The sequence below is a fragment of the Streptomyces sp. NPDC033221 genome, from assembly GCF_055577005.1.
Genome location: NZ_JBVIQN010000019.1, coordinates 64,487 through 85,943 on the forward strand (window position 1 = coordinate 64,487; position 21,457 = coordinate 85,943).

The following is a 21,457-nucleotide window of genomic DNA, read 5'->3' on the forward strand; positions in this document are numbered from 1 at the left end:
GGGGATCAGACTAGCGCGTCACTTGTCGCCCGTGCGCTGGCCCAGGGTCACCTGGGTGGTCTGCTCCTTGCCGCCGCGCTTGTAGGTGAGGGTCACCTTGTCGCCCGGCTTGTGCTGGTAGATGGTGCTGATCAGGGTGGGGCCGCTGTCGATGATGGTGTTGTCGAGCTTGGTGATCGTGTCGCCGGGCTTCAGGCCGGCCTTGTCGGCGGGGCCGTTCGGGGTGACGGAGGCGGAGCCGTCGGTGCCGCCGTCCCGGGCGATGGTCGCGCCGTCGCCGGTGTCGCGCATCATGACCTGGGCGCCGATCTGCGGGTAGACCGGCTGGCCCTTCTTGATCAGGTCGCCCGCGACCCGCTTGGCCTGGTCGATCGGGATGGCGAAGCCGAGGCCGATGCTGCCGGACTGCTGGCTCTCGCCGCCGAAACCGCCGCCGCCGTTGCCCGCGGACTGGATGGCGGAGTTGATGCCGATGACGCTGCCGGTGGCGTCCATCAGGGGGCCGCCGGAGTTGCCCGGGTTGATCGAGGCGTCCGTCTGGAGGGCGCTCATGTACGAGGGGGTGGCGTTGCCGCCGTCGCTGGAGGCCACCGGGCGGTTCTTGGCGCTGATGATGCCGGTGGTGACCGTGCCGGAGAGGCCGAAGGGCGCGCCGATGGCGATCGTCGCGTCGCCCACCTGGACGTTCGCGGACTTGCCGAGCGGCAGCGGTACGAGGTCGGCGTCGGCGGGGTTCTTGAGCTTGATGACGGCGACGTCGTAGCCCTGGGCCCGGCCGATGACCTCGGCGTCGTACTTCTTGCCGTTGGAGAACGTGGCGGTCAGCTTGCCGCCCTGGGCGGCGCTGGCGACGACGTGGTTGTTGGTGAGGATGTGGCCCTGCTTGTCGTACACGAAGCCGGTGCCGGTGCCGCCCTCGCCGGTCGCGCCCTGCGCCTCGATCGTCACGACGCTGGGCAGCGCCTTCTGCGCTATGCCGGAGACGGAGGTGGGCTTGCGGTTGAGCGCCTCGGGGTCGCCGGAGGCGGCGACCGTGGTGGAGTTCGCGTCGCTGCGGTTGGCGGCCCAGAAGCCGATGCCGCCGCCGATGCCGCCGGCCACCAGCGCGGCGACCAGTACGGCGGCGACCAGGCCGCCGTTGCGGCGCTTCTTCGGCGCGGGCGCGCCCGGGGCGCCCCACACGCCGTCCGGGCCGCCCGCGCCGCCGCCTCCGTAGCCGGGCGGGGGGCCGCCCCAGCCGCCCGAGGAGGCGCCGTGTGCCGCCGTCGCGTACGAAGGCGGCGTGGTCTGGTGGGAGGGGTCGGGAGCGCCTTCGCCGCCCGGGTGGGGGTGGGTGCCCGCGTGCGGCTGGGGAGGCGTGTGCGGGCCGCCCGCCTGGCCGGCCGTCGGCGCGAACTCCGGCGGCGGAGGCGCGGTGGGCGGGGTGGCGGCGGCAGGAGTGGGCGAAGGGGCGGCGGGGGGCGCGGAGGCGGCTCTCGGCGCGTCGTGTGCGCCCGGCGCATGCGGAGCGTCGTGCGCGCCCGGCGCGTCGTGCGCCCCTGCGGCGGGCGCTGCGGCCCCTGCGCCCGCCGGTTCCGCTGCTCCCGGCGCGCCCGCCGTGTCCCGTACACCCGTGCTGTCCGCAGGGCGCGCACCGGACTCGGGTGCGCTGTCCGACGCCTGGGGCGCCGACGGCGGCTGGGCCTCCGGCGGGACGGCGGCGCCCTCGTTCTCGGTGCTCACGGCTCTCTCCTCAGTTTCGCGACGGTGCCGGGTCTCGGCCCGGCGTCTCCTTCAGGATGCGGTGCGGTGTCCAGGATGCGGCGCGGGACCCTGGCGTACGGGCGACGGGCAGGCGGTACCGGTGACTGTCACAGGTGCAAGCCTTTCCCACCGCGCGTCAGGGCGCCGTAAGCCGAGCCTGTGACTGTCACCCCATCCTTTATGCCGGACAAAAACGGCGCATCTGGTGTTATGCGGATCAGGTAGTGCACAAGGCGTCCCTCCCGCGGGCGATGGCACGATAACCCGGTGACCACCGCGTACCCGCTCCGGGACCGCACCCCGGGCCCTTCCCGCATTTCCGTCGTAGCCCATCGTGGCGCGTCCGAGGACGCGCCGGAACACACCCTGGCCGCTTATCGCCGAGCGATCGAGGACGGCGCCGACGCGCTGGAGTGCGATGTGCGGCTCACCGCCGACGGCCATCTCGTCTGTGTGCACGACCGCCGGGTCAACCGCACCTCCAACGGACGCGGCGCCGTCTCGGCACTGGAGCTGGCCGACCTGGCCGCGCTGGACTTCGGTTCCTGGAAGGAGGACGAGGATGCGACCTGGGAGGCACCGGACCGCCAGCACGAGGACCCCGAACGCACCTCCGTGCTCACTCTGGAACGACTTCTCGAACTCGTGTCCGACGCGGGCCGCAGGGTCGAGCTGGCCATCGAGACCAAGCACCCCACCCGCTGGGCCGGCCAGGTGGAGGAGCGGCTGGTCGCCCTACTGGAGAGATTCGGCCATACCCGGGCCTCGGGCGAGGGGCCGCCGCCCGTCCGGGTCATGAGTTTCTCCGCCCGTTCGCTGCACCGGGTACGGGCCGCGGCGCCCGACATCCCTGGTGTCTACCTGATGCAGTTCCTGACGCCACGCCACCGCGACGGGCGGCTGCCACCCGGCGTGGGCATCGCGGGACCCGGCGTCCGGATCCTCCGCGCCCACCCCGACTACGTGGCCAAGGCGCACCGCGCGGGCCACCAGGTGCACGTCTGGACCGTCAACAATGAGGCGGATGTAGAGCTGTGTGAACGCCTGGGAGTGGACGCAATCATTACCAATCGCCCCAAACAGGTACGAACCCAACTGGGTCTCGGGTAACAGCCGTCACAGGGAGTGCACCGGCGCATTCGACACGTATTCGATCGTCACGAGTGCGTCACCGCACCGGGATTGGCCGGTTTCCGGTCCAGGCCATTGGGGCATTCATCCCGTGGCGTGGGGCGAAGGAGGTCTCGGGGGTGGCGTTGATGGTGGCACAAGAGGTGCCGACGGCGTCGGTCATGGCCGTACCCCATGGTCCGTCGGGGGTCGGCTCGGCCAGGCGGCGCATGCGGGCCGAACTGCTGGCAAGCGGCGTTCAGGACACGGTCGTCGATGACGCGGTACTCATTCTTTCCGAACTGCTGAGCAATTCGTGTCGGCACGCACGTCCGATATGCGTGCTGGAGACACCGGGTTCCGTACGGGGCTCCGCCCGCGACGCGGCACCGGACGCGATACGCGCCGCGTGGCGCATCGACGGGCACGGCCAGCTGACCATCTCGGTCACCGACGGCGGCGGCCCGACCCGGCCACAACCGGCCACTCCGTCGATCACCGCCAAGGGCGGCCGCGGGCTGGCGATCATCCGGTCCCTCGCCAAGGAATGGGGCGTGGAGGACACGGAGGGCGAGGTCACGGTCTGGGCCCTGCTGACTCTGCGCGGCCTTCGCAGCGCGTTCGCTACGCGCGTGGACCTGCCGGTGGAACTGTCCGCCGACTTCTCCGGGGGCGGGCACGGAAAGCTCCCCGGGCGGTCGAACGGCGTTGCTCCGGGGCGCCCCGTCGGCCTTCCGAGGACCGACCGGACCCCGGCACAGGAACGGGACCGGGAGCGAGAGCAGGACCGGGAGCGGGTCGGGGAGCGGGTCGGGGAACCGGCCGTCCGGTCCGGTGATCCGGCTCCCGTGGCGGTGCCGGAGCTGTCGCTGGTGGAGTGCAATCGCTCGTCCAGCTGAGGCAGCGGGGCAGCCGGCCCCCGCCCGGCCCCCCGCCCGGAACACACCCACCCGCCCCGCCTACGCGCCCGGCAGTCGCCCGTGCGCGTCCGCGCCGTACCCCTGCCGTCCGGTACGCCGACACGGCCGTACGGCGGCGAGCGGTCGCGTGGGACCAATTCCGTTGGCCAGCGCGGTCGCGGGGGGGGCGGGCCCCCGAAGGCAGTGGGCGGGAAGCCGCGCCGCGGCCTTCTCCGGCAGCCTCCCCGGCAGCACGCGGCCGCGGACCGCAGCGCGCGGCGCAGGGCGGGGCGCAGTCGTCTAGGCTCGCGCCGGAACGCGTCCGTACGCCCAGGATCGACCAGGAGAACGCCTCGCCATGGCCAAGAAGCGCCGTCCCCAGACCAAGGCCGCAGCACCGCAGCTCAAGGACGGCGAGGTGCCCGTCGTCGGGGCGCGCGAGCCCTGCCCTTGCGGCTCGGGCCGCCGCTACAAGGCGTGTCACGGCCGGAGCGCGGCGCACGCCGTGACCGAGCTGGTGCGGCGCCCCTTCGAGGGCCTGCGGGGCGAGTGCGACTGGGTGGCGCTGCGCGAGCTGGTGCCCGCCGCCACGGTCGAGTTGACGCTCAAGGACGGGCTGCCCGAGGGTGTGCCGTCGGTGACACTGGCGACCGTCCTGCCCATGGCCTGGCCGGCGCTGCGCCGCGACAACGGCGCCGTCCTGCTCGGCCTGCAGAACGACACCGCTTCGGGGGACCTCAGCCGCGACCTCGCCGACACGCTGCGCCGCGCGCTGGCCGCCGAGCCGGGCACGCCGGTCGCCGCCGAGCGCGCCGCGGCGGACGGCCCGCGTCTCCAGGACCTGCTGGACCCGGCCGCGCCGTTCGAGCCGCAGGTGCACTCCGGCTTCGAGTTCTGGGTGGAGGACGCCGAGAACGCGACGGGCGAGGTCGCCGCCTCCCTGGAGCGGGCGAACGCCGCCGCCATCCCGACCGCGCGGCTGGACGGCCTGGAGGGCGCGTACTGGTGCGAGACGCCCGAGAAGAACCACCTGCGCTGGGTGACGGCCCACCCGGAGGAGCAGCTGCTGGACGCGCTGGCCCGGCTGCACGCCGCCGGTACGTCCTCGCTCGGTGAAGGCACCCGTCTGGTCGGGTCGTTCCGCGCGCACGGTCTGGTCGTGCCGGTCTGGGACCTGCCCTCCGGGATGAGCGCGGACGACGTGGCCAAGCCGGCCGCCGCCTTCGCGGAGCGGCTCGCCACGGCGCTCGCCTCGGACGCCCCGCTGACGCCGGAGGAGCGCCGTGCCCGCGGCGGCCTCACCAACCGTCAGGTGACGCTGAGCTGAACGTGGCCCCTGGGGCGCGGATCGGGCCGACGGGCGTGACTCCGGTCACAACTCACGGTGCCGACCAGTAAATACGCGTCCGGAATTCCACGATCGAATTTGCGAACCGCGGATCTCTTGTTACCGTTCTAGGAGCCCGGTCGCTGGTGCATCCCCCGTCGCCAGCGACCGGGCGCTTCCATGCCCGCGTCCGCAGGACCGGGCGGCCGCTCCCGGAGCCGCGAGAACGCCGTGTGGACACCGTCCCGGCGCGACCGGCCCGCCGCGGCCCCTGTGAGCCCGCCTCCCGCCGCGTCCGGCCTGCCGCGCCCACCCTTGTCGGCCCGTACGAGCCACGGCCGCCACACCCCCGTACCGGCCGCTCCTGGCGCCAGCCGCGGCCCGCTGTCGCGCCTGGTCCGGGCCGCGCCCCGCCGCCCCCGTACCGTCATTGGTCCGAACCACCCTTGCCCGGTGCGGGGTTGCTGCCGGAGCGCAGCAGCTTCCGCTCGTCCCGCGCGTCGGCGACCTCCGCGACCGCGCTGTACGGCGCCGGGGCACCCCCAATGGTCGGCTCGCGCGGGGTTTCGCAGGTCCCGGGCTCGTCACCGGCCGGCAGATCGCAGTGCGCCTGCACGGTCCGGCCGTCCGGCCGCATCAGGGTCAGTACGGCGCGCAGGGGCTCGCCGGAGGTGTTGCGGTAGTACGTGCGCCCCCAGGTCCGGCCATCCTCGACAAGAACACATGCCTGAGCTTCCACCCCTTCGGGTGAAGCGAGTTCAGGACCGCAGTGAGCGGCACGGCGGCCGTCGGACGCGGTCATCGGGTGGGGGGCGACGGGCGGACCGGAGGCGGCGGGCGCGGCGGTGGCACCCGCGCGCGGATTCGTGTGCGCGCCGCGGGACGGGCCCGGTACCGCGTACGGACCCGGCGCCACGTGGGGACGCGGAGCCGCCGACGGCCCCGGCACCGCGGACGGACCCGTACCAACCGGAACACCGGCATCCGGATGTGCAGTACTCGCGGAGCCGTCGGCCGCCGACCGATCGGATTCGGCCGGACCGGCGGTCGCGGCGGCCAGCGGCAGCGCGACGGCGAGCGCGACCGTGCTCGCCAGCGCGATCATGCGGAGATGCGGCGCACGCTCCATGGGACCACCTGGGGTTGTCAGGGCGACGGATTGACCGTCGGATTGACGGCGCGCCGAACATATCGGCCCGGAACGGGCGCATACCGGGCTCGTCCCCTCGAATCCCCGCCAACACCGGGCAGCTCACACCCGTACGAGTGAACCGCCCGCGCGTTCTTCGTCCGCGCCGAGCGGCGTGAGGGGGAGGAGAGGGGGTGGGAGGAGGCGGGAGAAGGGTGCGGGGGGACTCCCGGGGGGGGGCAGGCGCCGGGCGGGCGCCGGAGCGGGCGCGCCCGGCCGGGCGGTTCAGTACGCGAGCCGGCTGCCGCCGTCCGGCGCGCTGGTGCTCGCGGTGACCAGGGCGTCCACGATGGTCTCCACCCGCGGCAGCCAGGGCGCGGCGGAACCGGTGCCCGGCGACCGCTCCCAGTGCACCTTGCCCACGCCGATCTGCGACGGCGGCAGCACCACGTAACCGCCCTCGCCGTGAAAGCGCAGCGAACTCGGCACCCACTCCCGGGAGTGCAGCAACTCGCCCAGTTCCGCTAGGGAGTACGGGGCGACCAGCAACGACCATCGGGTGGGGGTGGCGACAACCGGGCCGGTCCGTACGCCGAAGTGGTCCAGGGCGGCCAGCGCCCGCGCCCCGGCGACGGCCGGCAGGCTCAGCGCGCAGGGCGCGCGGCCGCCGGTGGCCAGCAGGACGGGCGCGGTCGGCCGGTTCGTCCACCACCAACGCACCATCCGGGCATCGGTGGTGGCCGCGAACAGGCCGGGGTCGAAGGGGTGCGCGCCGGGCACCACGCAGTCCGGGTCCGGACAGCTGCACGGGCGCGTACCGCGCTCGGCGCGGCCCCGTCCGCCGGACGTCTTGCCGCCCGCCTGTTTCCCGCCGGTCCGCAGCCCGACGCCCGGGAGTACGGGCCACTGCCACTCGGTGGCGCAGTGGAGCGCCGCACCGAGCAGCGCCGACCTTCCGCCGCGCCGGAGCTGGAGCTTGCGTCGCCTTCCGAGGATCTCGCGCATGAGCGCTCGTTCCTTTCCGTTAACGCCGAGGGCTATGTCCATCGCACTACATGCCGGTTCATGCCGCTGCGTGGCGTTTCGCGGTGGCTCCTGCGAACCCCTGACGCCACGTGGATCTCTGGTCACTGCGTGTACAGAGCAGCGCATCACGCCATACGCCGAGCGTGGAACGTGGCGGAGGGTGGCGCACGCATGGCGCTTGCTGTCCCGTGAAGCAGATCCGCCACTTGGGGGTGCGGTGCGGCGCGGTCGTCGCCGTGTTAGACGCCCGTGCCCGTCGGAGAGTTCCGGCGCGGCCCCAACTGACTCCGCGCCTTTCCGAGTACGTACCCGCCATGGTGGTGATGACGCACTGTCGAACACCGCCAGTCGACCTCAAATTGACGTTCGGGGGGATATTTTCCGGCCAACTTGCTCACCCCGTTGACACCACAAACCCCATGAGGACAATGCTGGACATCGCGTCACCAGGGCGTGTACATGTGGAGGCATTAATAGCGGAGCAGCATGACATGGGGGTTTGCGATGCTATTGAGGAAATTGAGCAGTTTGACACACTACTCAACAGCACTCAACAAAACGCCGCAATCCACTCCACCCTGCGGCCTGACCTGGGCTTTCACCCGGCGCTACGTAAGCCGTCGGCCATGACCACCCCTCACGTTCCGAAAGTGGCTGGAATCGAACCAGCACTTCCCGCCCCCACGCACACTGCCGAGTCCGCAACCGCAGCAGCCCCTGCGGACACCCCGCCCGAGGCCCGCCCCACGGCCGCCCAGGACCGCCTCACCAGCTGGATCTCCGACCTCACCACGCTGCACGACCTCACCGGGCAACTGGCCCGCACCCGAACCCTCGAAGCCGCGCTCCGGGAACTGCTGCGCGCCGGCGCCTCCCTGGTGGGCGCCCGGCGCGGACTGGTCGTCCTCGAACCGCCCGACGGGCGCGGCCCGGACACCACCGTCGGCCTCGGGCTCGGGCAGGCGGACATCGGCCACCTCGAAACCGTGCCGCGCCGCGCGCTGTCCTTCGGCCGGATTCTCGACGGCCTTCCGGTGACGGACGGGCATGAACGGGACCGGACACCCGGGGAACGGGGCCGGGCATCCGACGGACGGGACCGGGCACCCGGCTCCGGCGCCGCGCCGGAGAAACAGGAGAGACCGGAGAGACCGGAGAGGACAGAGAGAACAGAGCGGGCAGAGGGGTCGGATAGGACGGAAGAGGGACCGGAGAGGACGGAGGAGGGGCCGGAGAGGGCTGAGAGGCAGGAGAGACCCGACGGCTCCGGCTGCGTCGCCTGCGGGCACGGCCACATCGCCCAGCCCGACATCCCCGGCGAACCCGGCCTCGACCCCCGCCTGCGGGAGGTCGCCGCCCGCCTCGGCTACGCGGCCAGCTACGCCGTACCGCTGGAGGCCGGCGCCTTCGGCCGGTTCGGCGCCGCGGTCTGGCTCTACGACGAACCCACCGAGCCCGGCGAACGCCGGCGCCACCTCGTCGGCCGCTACCTCGCGTACGCCACTGAACACCTCGCCCGCCTCCTCGAACTGCACCGCCAGCGGCAGACCGTCGCGACGCTGCGCGAGGAACTGCTGCCCAGCAGGCTGCCCCGCGCCCCCGGCGTGCGGCTCGCGGTACGGCACAGCTCCGGGCCGCTCGGCGGCGGCGACTGGTACGACGCGCTCCCGCTGCCGGACGGCGCGCTGGGCCTGGCGGTCGGCTCCGTCACCGGCTCCGGGCCGGGCGCGGTGGCCGCCATGGGACGGCTGCGTGCCTCGCTGCGCGCATATGCGGTGATGGAGGGCGAGGACCCGGTCGCGGTCCTCGCCGACCTCGAACTGCTGCTGCGGCTGACCGAGCCGGCACGCAGCGCGACGGCCCTGTTCGCGTTCGCCGAGGCCCCGCCGGGCGCACCGGGAGCCGCTGCGGGGCCGGGGGCAGGGCCGGGTACGGGCCCGGGCGGGCCGCCAGGCGCCGGAGCCGGGCTGCCGGGCATGGGCACGGGGCTGCCGGGTGTGAGCACCGGTGCGTACGGAGGAACCGGCGGTGCGGCGGCCGGGCGCCGGATCGTGCTGGCCGGGGCGGGCCACTGCCCGCCGCTGATCATCGGCGACCGGCGTACCGAGTACGTGGAGACCACGCTGTCCGCGCCGCTCGGGATGCTGGCGTGCTGGGAAGCACCGAGCGTCGAGCTGGCACCGGCGCCAGGAGAAACCCTTCTGCTGTACAGCGACGGGCTGCTGCGCCGCACCGGCGAGCCGATGGACCGCGCCTTCGCCCGGCTGCACTCCGCCGCCGCGGGCGTCCCCCGGGCCGTACGCCACGATCCCGAGGCGCTGACGGATCACCTGCTCCGCGCCCTGCTGCCGGACGGACTCGACGACCCGGAGTCCCCGGAGGACGTGGTGGTGCTCGCGGCGTACTTCGAGTAGAGCGGTACCCCTGCGCGCGCCCGCATCCGTATCCGGCCGCGCGTCCGTACTCCCGCCCGGACTGTCTGATACCTCACCGCTTCCGGCCCCTGGACCCCGTTCTCTGCGCACTTACGATGGAATGCGGTGCAGTCTTACAAGGAGGCATAGTGACCGACGAGCTCACGCCGGAGACCCCGGACGAGGACGAGCAGCCGATCAAGCAGCGCAAGAACGGCCTTTACCCGGGCGTATCGGACGAGCTCGCGGCGAACATGAAGTCGGGCTGGGCCGACACCGAGCTGCGCGACCTGGAGCCCATCGAGCAGGCGCCGAACGCGGCCCGGCGACGCGAGGCGCTGTCCCGCCGCTTCCCCGGCGAGCGTCTGGTGATCCCGGCGGGCAACCTGAAGACCCGCTCCAACGACACCGAGTACGACTTCCGCGCGTCGACCGAGTTCGTCTACCTCACCGGTGACCAGACCGACGACAGCGTGCTCGTCCTGGAGCCCCGCGAGAACGGCGAGGGCCACGACGCGACCGTCTACCGGCTGCCCCGCTCCGACCGTGAGAACGGCGAGTTCTGGCTGAACGGCATGGGCGAGCTGTGGGTCGGCCGCCGCAACAGCCTGACCGAGGCCGCGACGCTGCTCGGCGTCGCCTGCGCGGACGTGCGCGAGCTGGCGGACGCGCTGCGCGAGGCGACCGGCCCGGTACGCGTCGTGCGCGGCCACGACGCGGGCATCGAGGCGGCACTGACCGACAAGGTCACCGCCGAGCGCGACGAAGAGCTGCGGGTCCACCTCTCCGAGGCCCGGCTGGTGAAGGACGACTTCGAGGTCGGCGAGCTGCAGAAGGCGGTCGACTCGACCGTGCGCGGCTTCGAGGACGTCGTGAAGGTCCTGGACAAGGCCGAGGCGACCAGCGAGCGCTACATCGAAGGAACGTTCTTCCTGCGCGCCCGCGTCGAGGGCAACGACGTCGGCTACGGCTCGATCTGCGCCGCCGGGCCGCACGCCACCACGCTGCACTGGGTCCGCAACAACGGCGAGGTCCGCTCCGGCGACCTGCTCCTGCTGGACGCCGGCGTGGAGACCACGAGCCTCTACACCGCGGACGTCACCCGTACGCTGCCGATCAACGGCACGTACAACGACCTCCAGCGCAAGATCTACGACGCGGTGTACGAGGCCCAGGAGGCGGGCATCGCGGCGGTCAAGCCGGGTGCCGCGTTCCGCGACTTCCACGACGCCTCGCAGCGTGTGCTCGCCGAGAAGCTGGTCGAGTGGGGCCTGGTCGAGGGCCCGGCGGACCGGGTTCTGGAGCTGGGGCTGCAGCGCCGCTGGACCCTGCACGGCACCGGCCACATGCTCGGCCTGGACGTCCACGACTGCGCCGCCGCCCGTACGGAGTCGTACGTGAACGGGACACTGGAGGCCGGCATGGTGCTGACCGTCGAGCCCGGCCTGTACTTCCAGGCCGACGACCTGACCGTGCCGGAGGAGTACCGCGGCATCGGCGTCCGCATCGAGGACGACATCCTCGTCACCGCGGACGGCAACCGGAACCTGTCCGCCGCGCTGCCGCGCCGCGCGGACGAGGTCGAGGCCTGGATGGCTGAGCTGACGGGGCGCCGGGCCTGATCCGAGTCCGATCAGATTCCACTTTGGACCTGATCTGATTTGGCCTGACCTGATCACGGGCGCTGGGAGGCGGCCGGTGGCTCCTACGGGAGCCACCGGCCGCCTTCGCCGTTACCGGCGCCTTCGCCATTACCGGCCGCCTTCGGCGTTCTCATCGCTCCCGGCGCCCCCGGCGTGCGCGAAGACCCCGGCCCGTGCCGCCACCCACGCGGCCTCCGCGGCGCAGTCGGCCAGCCGGAGGTCGACGGGTCTGCGGGCGATCAGCAGCCGGTAGTAGAACGGCGCGCCCAGGGCGGCCAGGACCTCATCCGGGTCGGCGCCGGCAGCGGGGAGCTCGCCGCGCTCCGCGGCGCGCGTCACCATGCCGCCGGCCAGCCGCAGCCGCTGGTCGAAGAACTGCCGCAGCATGTCGGCGGCCTCGGACTGGCGGGCGGCGGCGGACACCACCGCTTCCAGCAGCCCGTAGTAGCGCGGTTCCGTGTAGAAGGCGGCGATCGAACGGGACAGCGCGCGCAGGTCACCGCGGAGCGTGCCGGTGTCCGGGAGGGGGATCTCGGCGCTCAGGTCGGCCATCAGCTCGCAGACGATGCCCTCGGTGGAGCGCCAGCGGCGGTAGATCGTCGCGACGTGGACGCCGGAGCGCTGGGCGATCCGCTCCATGGTGAGAGCGGCGTACCCGCCCTCGCCCAGTTCCGCGAAGGCCGCGTCCAGGACGGCTTGTCTGGTACGCGCGGTACGTCCCCCCGGCCGGGACGCTCCGGGAGGGTGCTGCGCTGTGCTCACGGCGGCTCCGTATTGCAGTGCGGGTTCAGGCCACGTATCGTCCAGAACACGCTAACGCGAGTCACCTCGCGTTAGAGCGGGTGTGCGTGGGTCCCGCGGCAGTCGGGGACGCGGCGGGGGACGTCCTTCCCCTGCGGGACCGCGCAACCCGCCACCGTACGGGGCGCCGGCCGGGCGGCGGCTCCCGGACACTTCTTCGGCACGTCGGAGCCGGTGCGTACGCGGGTCGCTTCACCCTCGCCGCCGACCCAGCCGGTGCCATGCCACCCGCCATCGTCGTCCGGGCGAACCGCGACGGTCGCCTGGCCGTGCTCGCTCCGGACCACGAGCACCTGGCCGAGCTGCACCTGTCACCACGCAAGAAGCCACGGCCTGTCCGGATACCGTGAACGGTGACCCCCTGTCCGGCCCTGGCACGCCTGGTCGCCGGGGTGCGGGATCTCCGATCGGATTCCGCCTTCCCGCACGCGACCGTTCACGACGCCATCAACGGCACCTCCTCCTTCCATTTGAGGATCTTGTCGAAGCTGACCACCGCGCCGCGCCGCCCGGTGCGGTTGCGGTAGCGGACGTGGTCGGTCAGGGCCTCGATCAGAAAGAGCCCCCGTCCATGCTCGGCCTGGGCCGGGGCGGGGGCTGCCATGGGTGGGGGCGGCGCGTGATCGGGCATCGCGCTCCGCCCGGGGCGCTTGGACCTGCGGGCCCGCTCCCGGAATCCGGGACCGGAGTCGGTGACTTCGATACGACAGGTGTCGCCGTTGATGAAGGCGGTGACCCGGTAGTCCTCCGTAGCGGCGTCGCCACCGTGTTCGACGGCGTTCGCACACGCTTCGGAGAGGGCGACGGACAGGTCGTGGCAGACATCCGGGTCCACCCCGGCCGTCTCCATCGTTCCCAGCAGGAGCCGCCGGGCGAGCGGAACGCTCGCGGCCTCACGCCGCAGGTGCAGGGACCACCAGATGCTCATCGCTGCAGCCTCCTGGTCGCGGCTCGACATACCGATACGTATTGCCGGGGCGCATGGTCCGTAAGCGTGCTCCGGGCGTGACACCGCTCATTCGGCGGATGCGCCCCCGGCACCTGCCGGTGTAGCGATGCCTTCCGTGCGCCCGCGCGCGCTCCGGCGCTCCTTGTCAGTGCGCCGGAGCCGCTCCCGCTTCCCCGCGCCCCCACCTGACCTGCCCGGACCGGAACGGTGCGGTCCGCGCGGTGCCGGGCGGCGGACCTGCCGTATGCGGGCCGTAAGGGCAGTGGGATGATGGCGCGGCCATGTCTGCCCCGTCCGACCCCGAAGAGCGCGCCGCCGCGGACCTGCGGTTGCTGAGGGCCGCGGTGTTCACCGCGGTCTGTGTCGCGCTGTCCGCGGCCGGGCACATGATCGGATCCTGCGCCGCCGTTCCACTGTGGACGCTGGGCGTGGGCTGCGCGGCGGTGTTCGCCGTCGCGGCGCCGCTGGCCGGGCGGGAGCGCTCGCTGCCCGGGATCGCCGTGGCGCTGGCCGTCGGTCAGCTCGCGCTGCACACCGTCTTCGCGCTGGGGCAGCACCGGATGGCCACCGCGCCCGTGGACGCCGCGGCACCGGCCGGCGGCGGGCACCCCGGCAGCGGCCTTCCCGGTGGCGGGCTCTCCGACCAGGCGGCGATCTCCCTCGCACGGCACATCACCTGCGGCCTCGGCGCGGGGCAGCTGGACGGCGCCGAGGCGCGCCGCATCCTGCACACCTCGGCCTTCGGCCCGGGCGGCCCCGGCGCTCCGGGCGACGGCGCCGGGCACGCCATGGACCCGGCGGCCACGGCCGCCACGGCGGCGCACGGGCTGCTGCCCTCGCTGCCGATGCTGCTGGCGCACCTGCTCGCGGCGCTCGCCGCCGGCTGGCTGCTGCGCCGCGGCGAGGCGGCCCTGTGGCGGCTCGTACGGCTCTCGGCGCCCGCGGCGCGGGAGACGTCGGCCATGGCGGAAGCACTCGTGGGCGCGCTGCGCGGCGCGCTGGCGCTCGTACGCGCCCTGTGCTCCGGGCTCCTGGGGGCGGCGGACACACACCCCGTGGCGCGTTTTTCGTACGGGAATGACCAAGCCCGCCCGAAGGAACTCGCGCTCCAGCACAGTGTCGTCAGGCGGGGCCCGCCCGCCCTGGCTCCAGCGGCCTGACGACCACGCACCGCACTCCCCGCACCAGGACCGGGTACGCCCCGGCGCACGGGAGGAGGCGGCGTGCGCCGTCGTCGTCGCACGCGCGCCAGCCGTTCCTCCCCCGTCCCTCCTGCCTGTGGAGTGCATTTCCGCCATGTCTGAGAGCCCTGCCGTACCGTCACCGTCCACCGCTGCGCCGTCACCGGACGCCGCCCGGACACCGGGCACCGGCCGCCGCGGCCGGCTCGCCCGCCGCCTGCCCGTCGTCGGCGGCCTCGCCGCGGGCAGCGTGCTGCTGCTCGCCGTACCCGCCTTCGCGCACGTCAGCGTGCAGCCCGGCCAGGCCGAGCAGGGCGGGTACGCGACGATCAACTTCAAGGTCCCCAACGAGCGCGACAACGCCTCGACCGTGAAGCTCGAAGTGACCCTGCCGACCGACCACCCGCTGGCGTCCGCCATGCCGCAGCCGGTGCCGGGCTGGAAGGTGGACGTCACCAAGTCCAAGCTCGACAAGCCCCTCGAAACGCACGGCAAGAAGCTCACCGAGGCCGTCTCGAAGATCACCTGGACGGCGGACGGCAGCAAGATCGGGCCCGGTCAGTTCCAGCAGTTCCCGGTCTCCGTCGGCCAGTTGCCCAAGGCCGACAAGCTGGTCTTCAAGGCCCTCCAGACGTACGACAACGACGAGGTCGTACGGTGGATCGAGCCGACCAAGGAGGGTGGCCCCGAGCCGGAGAACCCGGCGCCGGTGCTCAAGCTGACCCCCGCGTCCGGTGACGGCCACGGCTCCGGCACGGCCGACGCGAAGAACGCCGGCGGCGACGCGGGCACCGCTCAGCAGGCCGCCGCGGACGGCAGCGACACCACGGCGCGCGTCCTGGGCGGCGCCGGCATCGTCGTCGGCATCATCGGAGTCGCGTTCGGCGTGCTCGCCGGCCGGCGCCGCGGCGCCTGACCCGACCCCGTGCCCGCCCCGGCGCCCGACTCCCCGGACGCCGGGCCGGCGCACCCTTCCTGAAAACGGGACACACGTACATGCGTAAGAGGAACCTGACCGCCGCCGGTATCGCGCTGGTCTCGGCCCTGGCCCTGTCCGCCTGCGGCAGCGGCGACGACAGTGACAAGCCCGCCGCCAGCGTCTCCGGCGGCACCCGATCCGAGCCGGTCGTCACGCTCGACCGGCCCATGGAGAAGCCGGACCTGGTCCTGACGGACACCGAGGGCAAGAAGTACGACCTGCTCGAACAGACCAAGGGCCACCCGACCCTGGTCTACTTCGGCTACACCCACTGCCCGGACGTCTGCCCGCTGACGATGAACAACATCGACGTCGCGATGCGGCAGCTGCCCAAGGCCGAACAGGACGACCTGCGCGTCGTCTTCGTCACCTCGGACCCCGAGCGGGACACCCCCGCCGCGCTCAAGAAGTGGCTCGGCGGCATCAACAAGAAGTTCGTCGGCCTGACCGGCTCCTTCGACACCATCCAGGCCGGCGCGCGCAGCGTGAACATCGGCATCGAGAAGCCCGTCAAGAAGAAGAACGGCGACGTGGTCTCCACCCACGGCGCGCAGGTCCTGCTCAGCTCCCCCAAGGACGACAAGATCCACTGGATGGGGATGCAGGACGCCGGCGTCGACCACTACTCCAAGGCACTTCCGAAGATCATCAAGGGGCAGAACCCGTGAACCGCCGCACCACCCTCGCCGCCGTACTCGCCCTCACCGCCGGATTCGCCCTCGCGGGCTGCGGCGGGGACAGCGCACCCGAGCTGAAGGTCTCGGGGGCGTACCTGCCGCAGCCGGTCGACCAGAGCATGGCCGGCGCGTTCATGGTCATCAAGAACTCCGGCGGTACGGCCGACAAGCTCACCTCCGTCACCAGCGACCTGAGCGACGACGTCACCATCCACACCACGAAGAACAACAAGATGGAGCAGGTCAAGTCCCTGGACATACCCGCCAACGGCGAGCTGGAACTCGCCCGCGGCGGCAATCACCTGATGTTCATGGGGCTGAAGAAGAAGCCGGCCGAGGGCCAGCGGGTCAGCGTGGAGCTGCACTTCGACAAGTCCGGGCCGGTCAAGGTCGACATCCCGGTCGAGTCCGCGACCTACGTCCCGAAGAACGGCGGGGCCAAGACCGGCTCCGGCGGCGGGGGCGGCAACGGGGACGCGGCCGGCCACGGATCGATGCAGCACGGCGGCTCGCAGCACGACGGCTCCCAGCAGGGCGGCTCGCAGCACGAGGGATCCACGGACGACCACTCGCAGCACGACGCCAAGAAGTAGGGGGCGCCTCGCCATGACCACCACCGTCCTCTGCGCACCGGGCTCCGGCGCCCGCGCTCCGGGCACACGCCGGGGCAGCGCCCCGCGCGCCCGCCGGTCGTACGCACTGCGCCTCCTGGTGCTCGCGGCGGCCGTGCTCGGCGCGCTCTTCGGGGGCGCCGCCCCGGCCTCCGCCCATGCCGCGCTGACCGGCAGCACTCCCGCGCAGGGGTCGGTGGTGCAGAGCGCACCCGAACAGGTCACCCTCACCTTCTCCGAAGGCGTCGCGATGGGCGACGACTCGGTCCGGGTCCTGGACCCGCAGGGCAAGCGGGTGGACCGCGGCAAGCTGCGCGACCTGTGCAGCGGCGAGACGGTCAAGTACGGCGCCGGACTGCCGCCCGGGCTCCCGGACGGCACGTACACCGTCGCCTGGCAGGCCGTCTCCGCCGACAGCCACCCGGTCTCCGGCGCCTTCACCTTCTCCGTGGGCGCGCCCTCCGAGACGAGCGCCCCGCTGCCGCAGCAGGAAGCCGGCGGCGGCGTGGTCGGCGCGCTGTACGGCATCGCCCGCTACCTCGCGTACGCGGGTTTCGTCGTCCTGGTGGGCGGGGCGGCGTTCGTCCTGATCTGCCGCCCGGCCGCCGCGCGCGTACGGTCCGTACAGCGCCTGGTCGCCCGCAGCTGGGCCGCGCTGACCGCCGCGACCATCGCGATGCTGCTGCTGCGCACCCCGTACACGACGTCCGGCGACCTCGCCGACATCTTCGACCTCGGCGGACTCCGCCAGGTCCTGGAGACCAAGCCGGGGGCCGCGCTGGTCTCCCGGCTGCTGCTGCTCGCCGCCGCGGCACTTTTCGTGGCCGTCCTCTTCGGCGCGTACACCCGCGCGCAGCGGGGTGAGGGGCGTACGGGCGCGGAGACGGCGGGAGAAGGCGCGTCGAGCGCCCCGGAAACCACGGAGGCCAGGAGTTCCACGGAGGCCCTGAGCACCACGGCAGCACCGAGCACCTCGGCAGCCCCGGGCGCCTCGGCGACCTCGGACACATCCATCGCCCCAGGCGTCCCGGATGCCCCGGGCGCCCCACCCGCCGGCTTCGCCGCCGACGCCAAGCGCCGCAAGGACCTCACCTTCGGGCTCTCCGTCGGCGGCGGCATCGTCGCCGTGGGGCTGGCCGCGACCTGGGCGATGGCCGAGCACGCCTCGACCGGTCTGCAGACCGCCGTCGCCATGCCCGCCGACGTCCTGCACCTGCTGGCCGTCGCCACCTGGCTCGGCGGTCTGACCGCGCTGCTCGTCTCGCTCTACCGGGGCCCGTCCGTGACCCGCTCCGAAGTACGGCGCTTCTCGCGGCTCGCGTTCGGTTCCGTCCTGGTCGTGGTGGCCACCGGTGTCTACCAGTCATGGCGGCAGGTCGGCACCTGGAAGGCGCTGGCCGACACCTCGTACGGGAAGCTGCTGCTGGTCAAGGTGGCGCTGGTCGTCGTCCTCGTCGGCGTCGCCTGGTTCTCGCGGCGCTGGACGGCGCGGCTGGGCGAGGGCCCGGCCCCGGAGGCGGAGGCCACCGCCGTACTGGAGAGCGTGGCCGCGCGTGCGGGGGCGGGGACGGCGCGGGGAGCAGCGGCACCGGAACAAGAGACCGCACCGGCCGACGCCACCGCGCGCCCGACGGAGACCGGCGGAGCGACAGAGGCAGGCAGAGCGACGGACGCCGACGGGGCGACGGACACCCCCGCTCCACCAGAAGACGTCGACCCCGCGCGCGCCGAGCAGCTCGCCCGGCAGCGCGCCGCGCTGGCCACCGCCCGTACGAAGCGCATCCGCGACGCCGACCCGGAGCGTTCCGGGCTGCGCCGCTCGGTTCTCGCCGAGGCGTCGGTCGCCGTGGTGGTGCTGGCCGTCACCACCGTGCTCACCTCCACCGAACCGGCGCGTACGGAGGCGGCCGTGAAGGCGGTCGGCGGGGCCGGGCAGTCGGCCGACGCCAACCAGCCGCAGGTGCTGAACATCCCCTTCGACACCGGCGGCGCGCGCGGCAAGGGCACCGCACGCGTCGATCTGGACCCCGGCCGCAGCGGCAGTGCCAACGCCCTGCATCTGCGGATCGCCGATCCGGACGGCCGGACGCAGGACGTCCCCGAGGTGAAGGTCTCCTTCACCCTCAAGGACAAGGACCTCGGGCCGCTGCCGGTCACCCTCGACCACGTCAGCGAGGGACACTGGAGCGCGCGCGACGTCCAGTTGCCGGTGCCCGGACAGTGGCAGCTCTCCCTGGTCGTACGGACTTCCGACATCGACCAGGTGACCGAAACCAGGAACGTGAAGATCAACTGATGACGACCACCGCTTCTCCTTCCGGCGACGCCTCCGGGGCCGACGGCCGCACCGGTTCCGACCGCGCTTCCGACAACGGCTCCGGCACCGGTTCCCCCACCGGCTCCGGCACCGGGCCCGAGCGCGCCGAGAACCCCGATCGCGTCGAACTGTCCCGTCGGCGCCTGCTGGGCACCGTAGGCGCGGCGGGCGCGGCGGGTCTCGTCGCCGGTGCCGCGGGCGGTGCGATCGGTGTCACCGCCGCCCAGGACGACCCGCCCGCCGCGCTGAGCAGCGTCGGCGCGACCACGGTCGCCTTCCGCGACGAGCGCGCCAAGCAGCAGGCGGGCATCACCACGCCCCTCCAGGCGCGCGGCCACCTCGTCGCCTTCGACCTCGCGCCGGGCGCCGGGCGCAAGGAAGCGGCCGCGCTGCTGCGCCGCTGGTCGCGGACGGCCGAGGAGCTGATGGCCGGGCGCACGCCGGCCACGGACACCGGGGTCGCGCTGGACGCGGGCCCGTCCTCGCTCACCGTCACCTTCGGCTTCGGCCGCACCTTCTTCGACCGTACGGGGCTGACGGAGCGCCGCCCCCGCCAGCTCGAACCGCTGCCGGACTTCTCCTCGGACGCGCTGGACGCCGGTCGCAGCAACGGCGATCTGTGGGTGCAGATCGGCTGCGACGACGCGCTGGTCGCCTTCCACGCGCTGCGCGCCCTCCAGAAGGAGGCCGGGGACGCCGCGCGGCTGCGCTGGCAGATGAACGGTTTCAACCGCACGCCCGGCGCCACCGCGAGCCCGATGACCACCCGCAACCTGATGGGCCAGGTGGACGGCACCAACAACCCCAAGCCCACGGACTCCGACTTCAACGAGCGGATCTTCGTCGGCCGGGACGCCGCCGGCGGCCCGTACGCCTGGATGCGCGGCGGCTCGTACGCGGTCGTCCGCCGTATCCGGATGCTGCTGGACGACTGGGAGAAGCAGCCGCTCGCCAAGCAGGAGAAGGTCATAGGCCGCCGCAAGGCCGACGGCGCGCCGCTGACCGGCGGCGACGAGCACACGAAGATGGACCTGGACAGGAACGGTCCGGACGGGCTGCCGGTCGTCCCGGCCGACGCGCACGCGCGGATCGCGGCGCCGGAGTCCAACCAGGGCGCGGCCATGCTGCGGCGGCCCTACTCGTTCCACGACGGGTTCCGGGACGACGGCGCCCCGGACGCCGGGCTGCTGTTCGTCTGCTGGCAGGCCGACCCGCTGCGCTCCTTCATCCCGATCCAGCGCAAGCTGGACCGTGGGGACGCGCTGTCGCCCTTCCTGCGGCACGAGGCGAGCGGGCTGTTCGCCGTACCGCCGGCCGCGGTGCCGGGCGGGTACGTGGGGCAGCCATTGCTGGAGGGGTGACCCTTCGCATGTGTGTCCTGCGGGACTAAAGGGGCTGTACGGCGGCCCTGGGGCCCGCGAGCTGATCCGGGCTTCCCGGCCGGAGCGGGCGGCCGGGCGGGTAACGTGGCGAGCGGGTGATCGGCGAGGCGGTCCCCACCGGAGCGTGAGGGAGTCAGAGGGACATGTCGGTCAGCCGCTATACGTACCTGGGACCCGAGGGAACGTTCACGGAGGCGGCCCTGCGGACGCTGCCGGAGTCCGCCACCCGCGAGCTGGTCCCGATGGTGTCCGTGCCGGCCGCGCTGGACGCGGTACGGGCCGGCGAGGCCGCGGCCGCGCTGGTGCCGATCGAGAACTCGGTCGAGGGCGGGGTGACCACGACCCTCGACGAACTGGCCGCCGGCGAACCGCTGATGATCTACCGCGAGGTGCTGCTGCCGATCGCGTTCGCGCTGCTCGTGCGGCCCGGTACGAAGCTGTCGGACGTCAAGACGGTCACCGGGCACCCGGTCGCCCAGCCGCAGGTGCGCAAGTGGCTCGCGGGGCACCTGCCGGAGGCGGTGTGGGAGTCGGCGGCCTCCAACGCGGACGGTGCGCGCCTGGTCCAGGAGGGCCGCTATGACGGCGCCTTCGCGGGCGAGTTCGCGGCGGCGACGTACGGCCTCGAACCGCTGGTCACCGAGATCCACGACGCGCAGAACGCCGCCACCCGCTTCGTGCTGGTCGGCCGCCCGGCCCGCCCCGCGGCGCGTACCGGCGCCGACAAGACCTCGGTCGTGCTGTGGCTGCGCGAGAACCACCCCGGCGCGCTGCTGGAGCTGCTCCAGGAGTACGCGGCCCGCGGCGTCAGCATGATGCGCATCGAGTCGCGGCCGACCGGCGAGGGCATCGGCCAGTACTGCTTCTCGGTGGACTGCGAGGGGCACCTCACGGACCGCCGGGTCGGCGAGGTGCTGATGGCGCTCAAGCGGGTCTGCCGGGAGGTGCGCTTCCTCGGGTCGTACCCGCGCGCGGACCAGGTGCGGGCGAACGTACGGCCGGACACGGTCGACGGGGCCTTCACGGACGCGGCGGACTGGCTGACGCGTTGCCTCGACGGGCGGGCCTGAGACCTCCGACGGCGGGTGACGGAGCGGTCGGAGAGGAACCGGAGGGTTCCGCCGGGGGCCTGGTCTGGGCTCTTGAAGTTGTCCACAAAGTTATCCACAGGCCCCGTTCTCGACCTGGGGATAAGTCGACACGACAGCCACCAGAACCCGGTCAGAGTCGACATATTGCTCTACCGACCCCCAGGGCCTTCCACAGCGC

The 21,457-nt window shown here is 73.1% G+C and carries 15 protein-coding genes and 2 pseudogenes; 12 read left to right on the forward strand and 5 right to left on the reverse strand.

The window, feature by feature from the left end:
* Window positions 1–18: 18 nt before the first annotated feature.
* Entirely contained in the window at window positions 19–1,722 is a 1,704-nt protein-coding gene (locus ACZ53K_RS24120) for a S1C family serine protease (protein WP_468840202.1), read from the reverse strand.
* Window positions 1,723–2,010: 288 nt separating this feature from the next.
* On the opposite strand from ACZ53K_RS24120, the gene ACZ53K_RS24125 reads away from it, so the two are divergent.
* The 3 genes and pseudogenes from ACZ53K_RS24125 to ACZ53K_RS24135 all read left to right on the forward strand — a co-directional run bounded on the left by ACZ53K_RS24125 (window position 2,011) and on the right by ACZ53K_RS24135 (window position 5,079).
* Window positions 2,011–2,853: a glycerophosphodiester phosphodiesterase gene (locus tag ACZ53K_RS24125; protein ID WP_468840205.1), complete on the forward strand. Its 843-nt coding sequence runs from the start codon at window positions 2,011–2,013 to the stop codon at window positions 2,851–2,853.
* Between the two features lie 53 nt (window positions 2,854–2,906).
* Window positions 2,907–3,488, forward strand: a pseudogene (locus ACZ53K_RS24130) (ATP-binding protein); the annotation flags it as partial.
* A gap of 622 nt (window positions 3,489–4,110) precedes the next feature.
* A complete protein-coding gene (locus tag ACZ53K_RS24135) occupies window positions 4,111–5,079 on the forward strand; it encodes a DUF5926 family protein (RefSeq protein WP_468840207.1) in 969 nt (322 codons plus the stop codon).
* A 427-nt stretch (window positions 5,080–5,506) separates the two neighbouring features.
* Here the strand turns inward: ACZ53K_RS24135 and ACZ53K_RS24140 are convergent, their stop codons facing one another.
* Window positions 5,507–6,208, reverse strand: coding sequence for a hypothetical protein (locus ACZ53K_RS24140; RefSeq protein ID WP_468840209.1), 702 nt, complete (start codon window positions 6,206–6,208; stop codon window positions 5,507–5,509).
* 285 nt (window positions 6,209–6,493) lie between these two features.
* Window positions 6,494–7,213 carry a bifunctional DNA primase/polymerase gene (locus ACZ53K_RS24145; protein WP_468840212.1) on the reverse strand — a complete coding sequence of 240 codons (720 nt, stop codon included), beginning with the start codon at window positions 7,211–7,213 and terminating at the stop codon, window positions 6,494–6,496.
* Between the two features lie 671 nt (window positions 7,214–7,884).
* Here ACZ53K_RS24145 and ACZ53K_RS24150 point away from each other — a divergent pair.
* A complete protein-coding gene (locus ACZ53K_RS24150) occupies window positions 7,885–9,648 on the forward strand; it encodes a PP2C family protein-serine/threonine phosphatase (RefSeq protein WP_468840215.1) in 1,764 nt (587 codons plus the stop codon).
* Between the two features lie 149 nt (window positions 9,649–9,797).
* A complete protein-coding gene (locus ACZ53K_RS24155) occupies window positions 9,798–11,270 on the forward strand; it encodes an aminopeptidase P family protein (protein WP_468840218.1) in 1,473 nt (490 codons plus the stop codon).
* 129 nt (window positions 11,271–11,399) lie between these two features.
* Here the strand turns inward: ACZ53K_RS24155 and ACZ53K_RS24160 are convergent, their stop codons facing one another.
* Together ACZ53K_RS24160 and ACZ53K_RS24165 are read right to left on the reverse strand one after the other, a co-directional pair.
* On the reverse strand, window positions 11,400–12,053 hold the full coding sequence (locus ACZ53K_RS24160; RefSeq protein ID WP_468840221.1) for a TetR/AcrR family transcriptional regulator: 654 nt from the start codon (window positions 12,051–12,053) through the stop codon (window positions 11,400–11,402).
* Between the two features lie 475 nt (window positions 12,054–12,528).
* Complete coding sequence (locus ACZ53K_RS24165; RefSeq protein ID WP_468840224.1) at window positions 12,529–13,020, reverse strand: ATP-binding protein; 492 nt, start codon at window positions 13,018–13,020, stop codon at window positions 12,529–12,531.
* Between the two features lie 302 nt (window positions 13,021–13,322).
* On the opposite strand from ACZ53K_RS24165, the gene ACZ53K_RS24170 reads away from it, so the two are divergent.
* The 7 genes and pseudogenes from ACZ53K_RS24170 to pheA all read left to right on the forward strand — a co-directional run bounded on the left by ACZ53K_RS24170 (window position 13,323) and on the right by pheA (window position 21,258).
* Window positions 13,323–14,201, forward strand: a complete 879-nt coding sequence (locus ACZ53K_RS24170) for a hypothetical protein (RefSeq protein ID WP_468840225.1) — start codon at window positions 13,323–13,325, stop codon at window positions 14,199–14,201.
* 136 nt (window positions 14,202–14,337) lie between these two features.
* Window positions 14,338–15,138, forward strand: a complete 801-nt coding sequence (locus tag ACZ53K_RS24175) for a YcnI family copper-binding membrane protein (protein WP_468840227.1) — start codon at window positions 14,338–14,340, stop codon at window positions 15,136–15,138.
* Between the two features lie 80 nt (window positions 15,139–15,218).
* Complete coding sequence (locus ACZ53K_RS24180) at window positions 15,219–15,869, forward strand: SCO family protein (RefSeq protein ID WP_468840229.1); 651 nt, start codon at window positions 15,219–15,221, stop codon at window positions 15,867–15,869.
* A pseudogene (locus ACZ53K_RS24185) lies at window positions 15,866–16,306 on the forward strand (copper chaperone PCu(A)C); the annotation flags it as partial. The gene ACZ53K_RS24180 and the pseudogene ACZ53K_RS24185, both read left to right, overlap by 4 nt.
* A 178-nt stretch (window positions 16,307–16,484) precedes the next feature.
* Entirely contained in the window at window positions 16,485–18,785 is a 2,301-nt protein-coding gene (locus tag ACZ53K_RS24190) for a copper resistance CopC/CopD family protein (protein ID WP_468840230.1), read from the forward strand.
* On the forward strand, window positions 18,785–20,167 hold the full coding sequence (efeB, locus tag ACZ53K_RS24195; protein WP_468840232.1) for an iron uptake transporter deferrochelatase/peroxidase subunit: 1,383 nt from the start codon (window positions 18,785–18,787) through the stop codon (window positions 20,165–20,167). Before ACZ53K_RS24190 ends, efeB begins: the two co-directional genes overlap by 1 nt.
* 164 nt (window positions 20,168–20,331) lie before the next feature.
* Window positions 20,332–21,258: a prephenate dehydratase gene (gene pheA, locus ACZ53K_RS24200; protein ID WP_468840234.1), complete on the forward strand. Its 927-nt coding sequence runs from the start codon at window positions 20,332–20,334 to the stop codon at window positions 21,256–21,258.
* Window positions 21,259–21,457 lie beyond the last annotated feature (199 nt).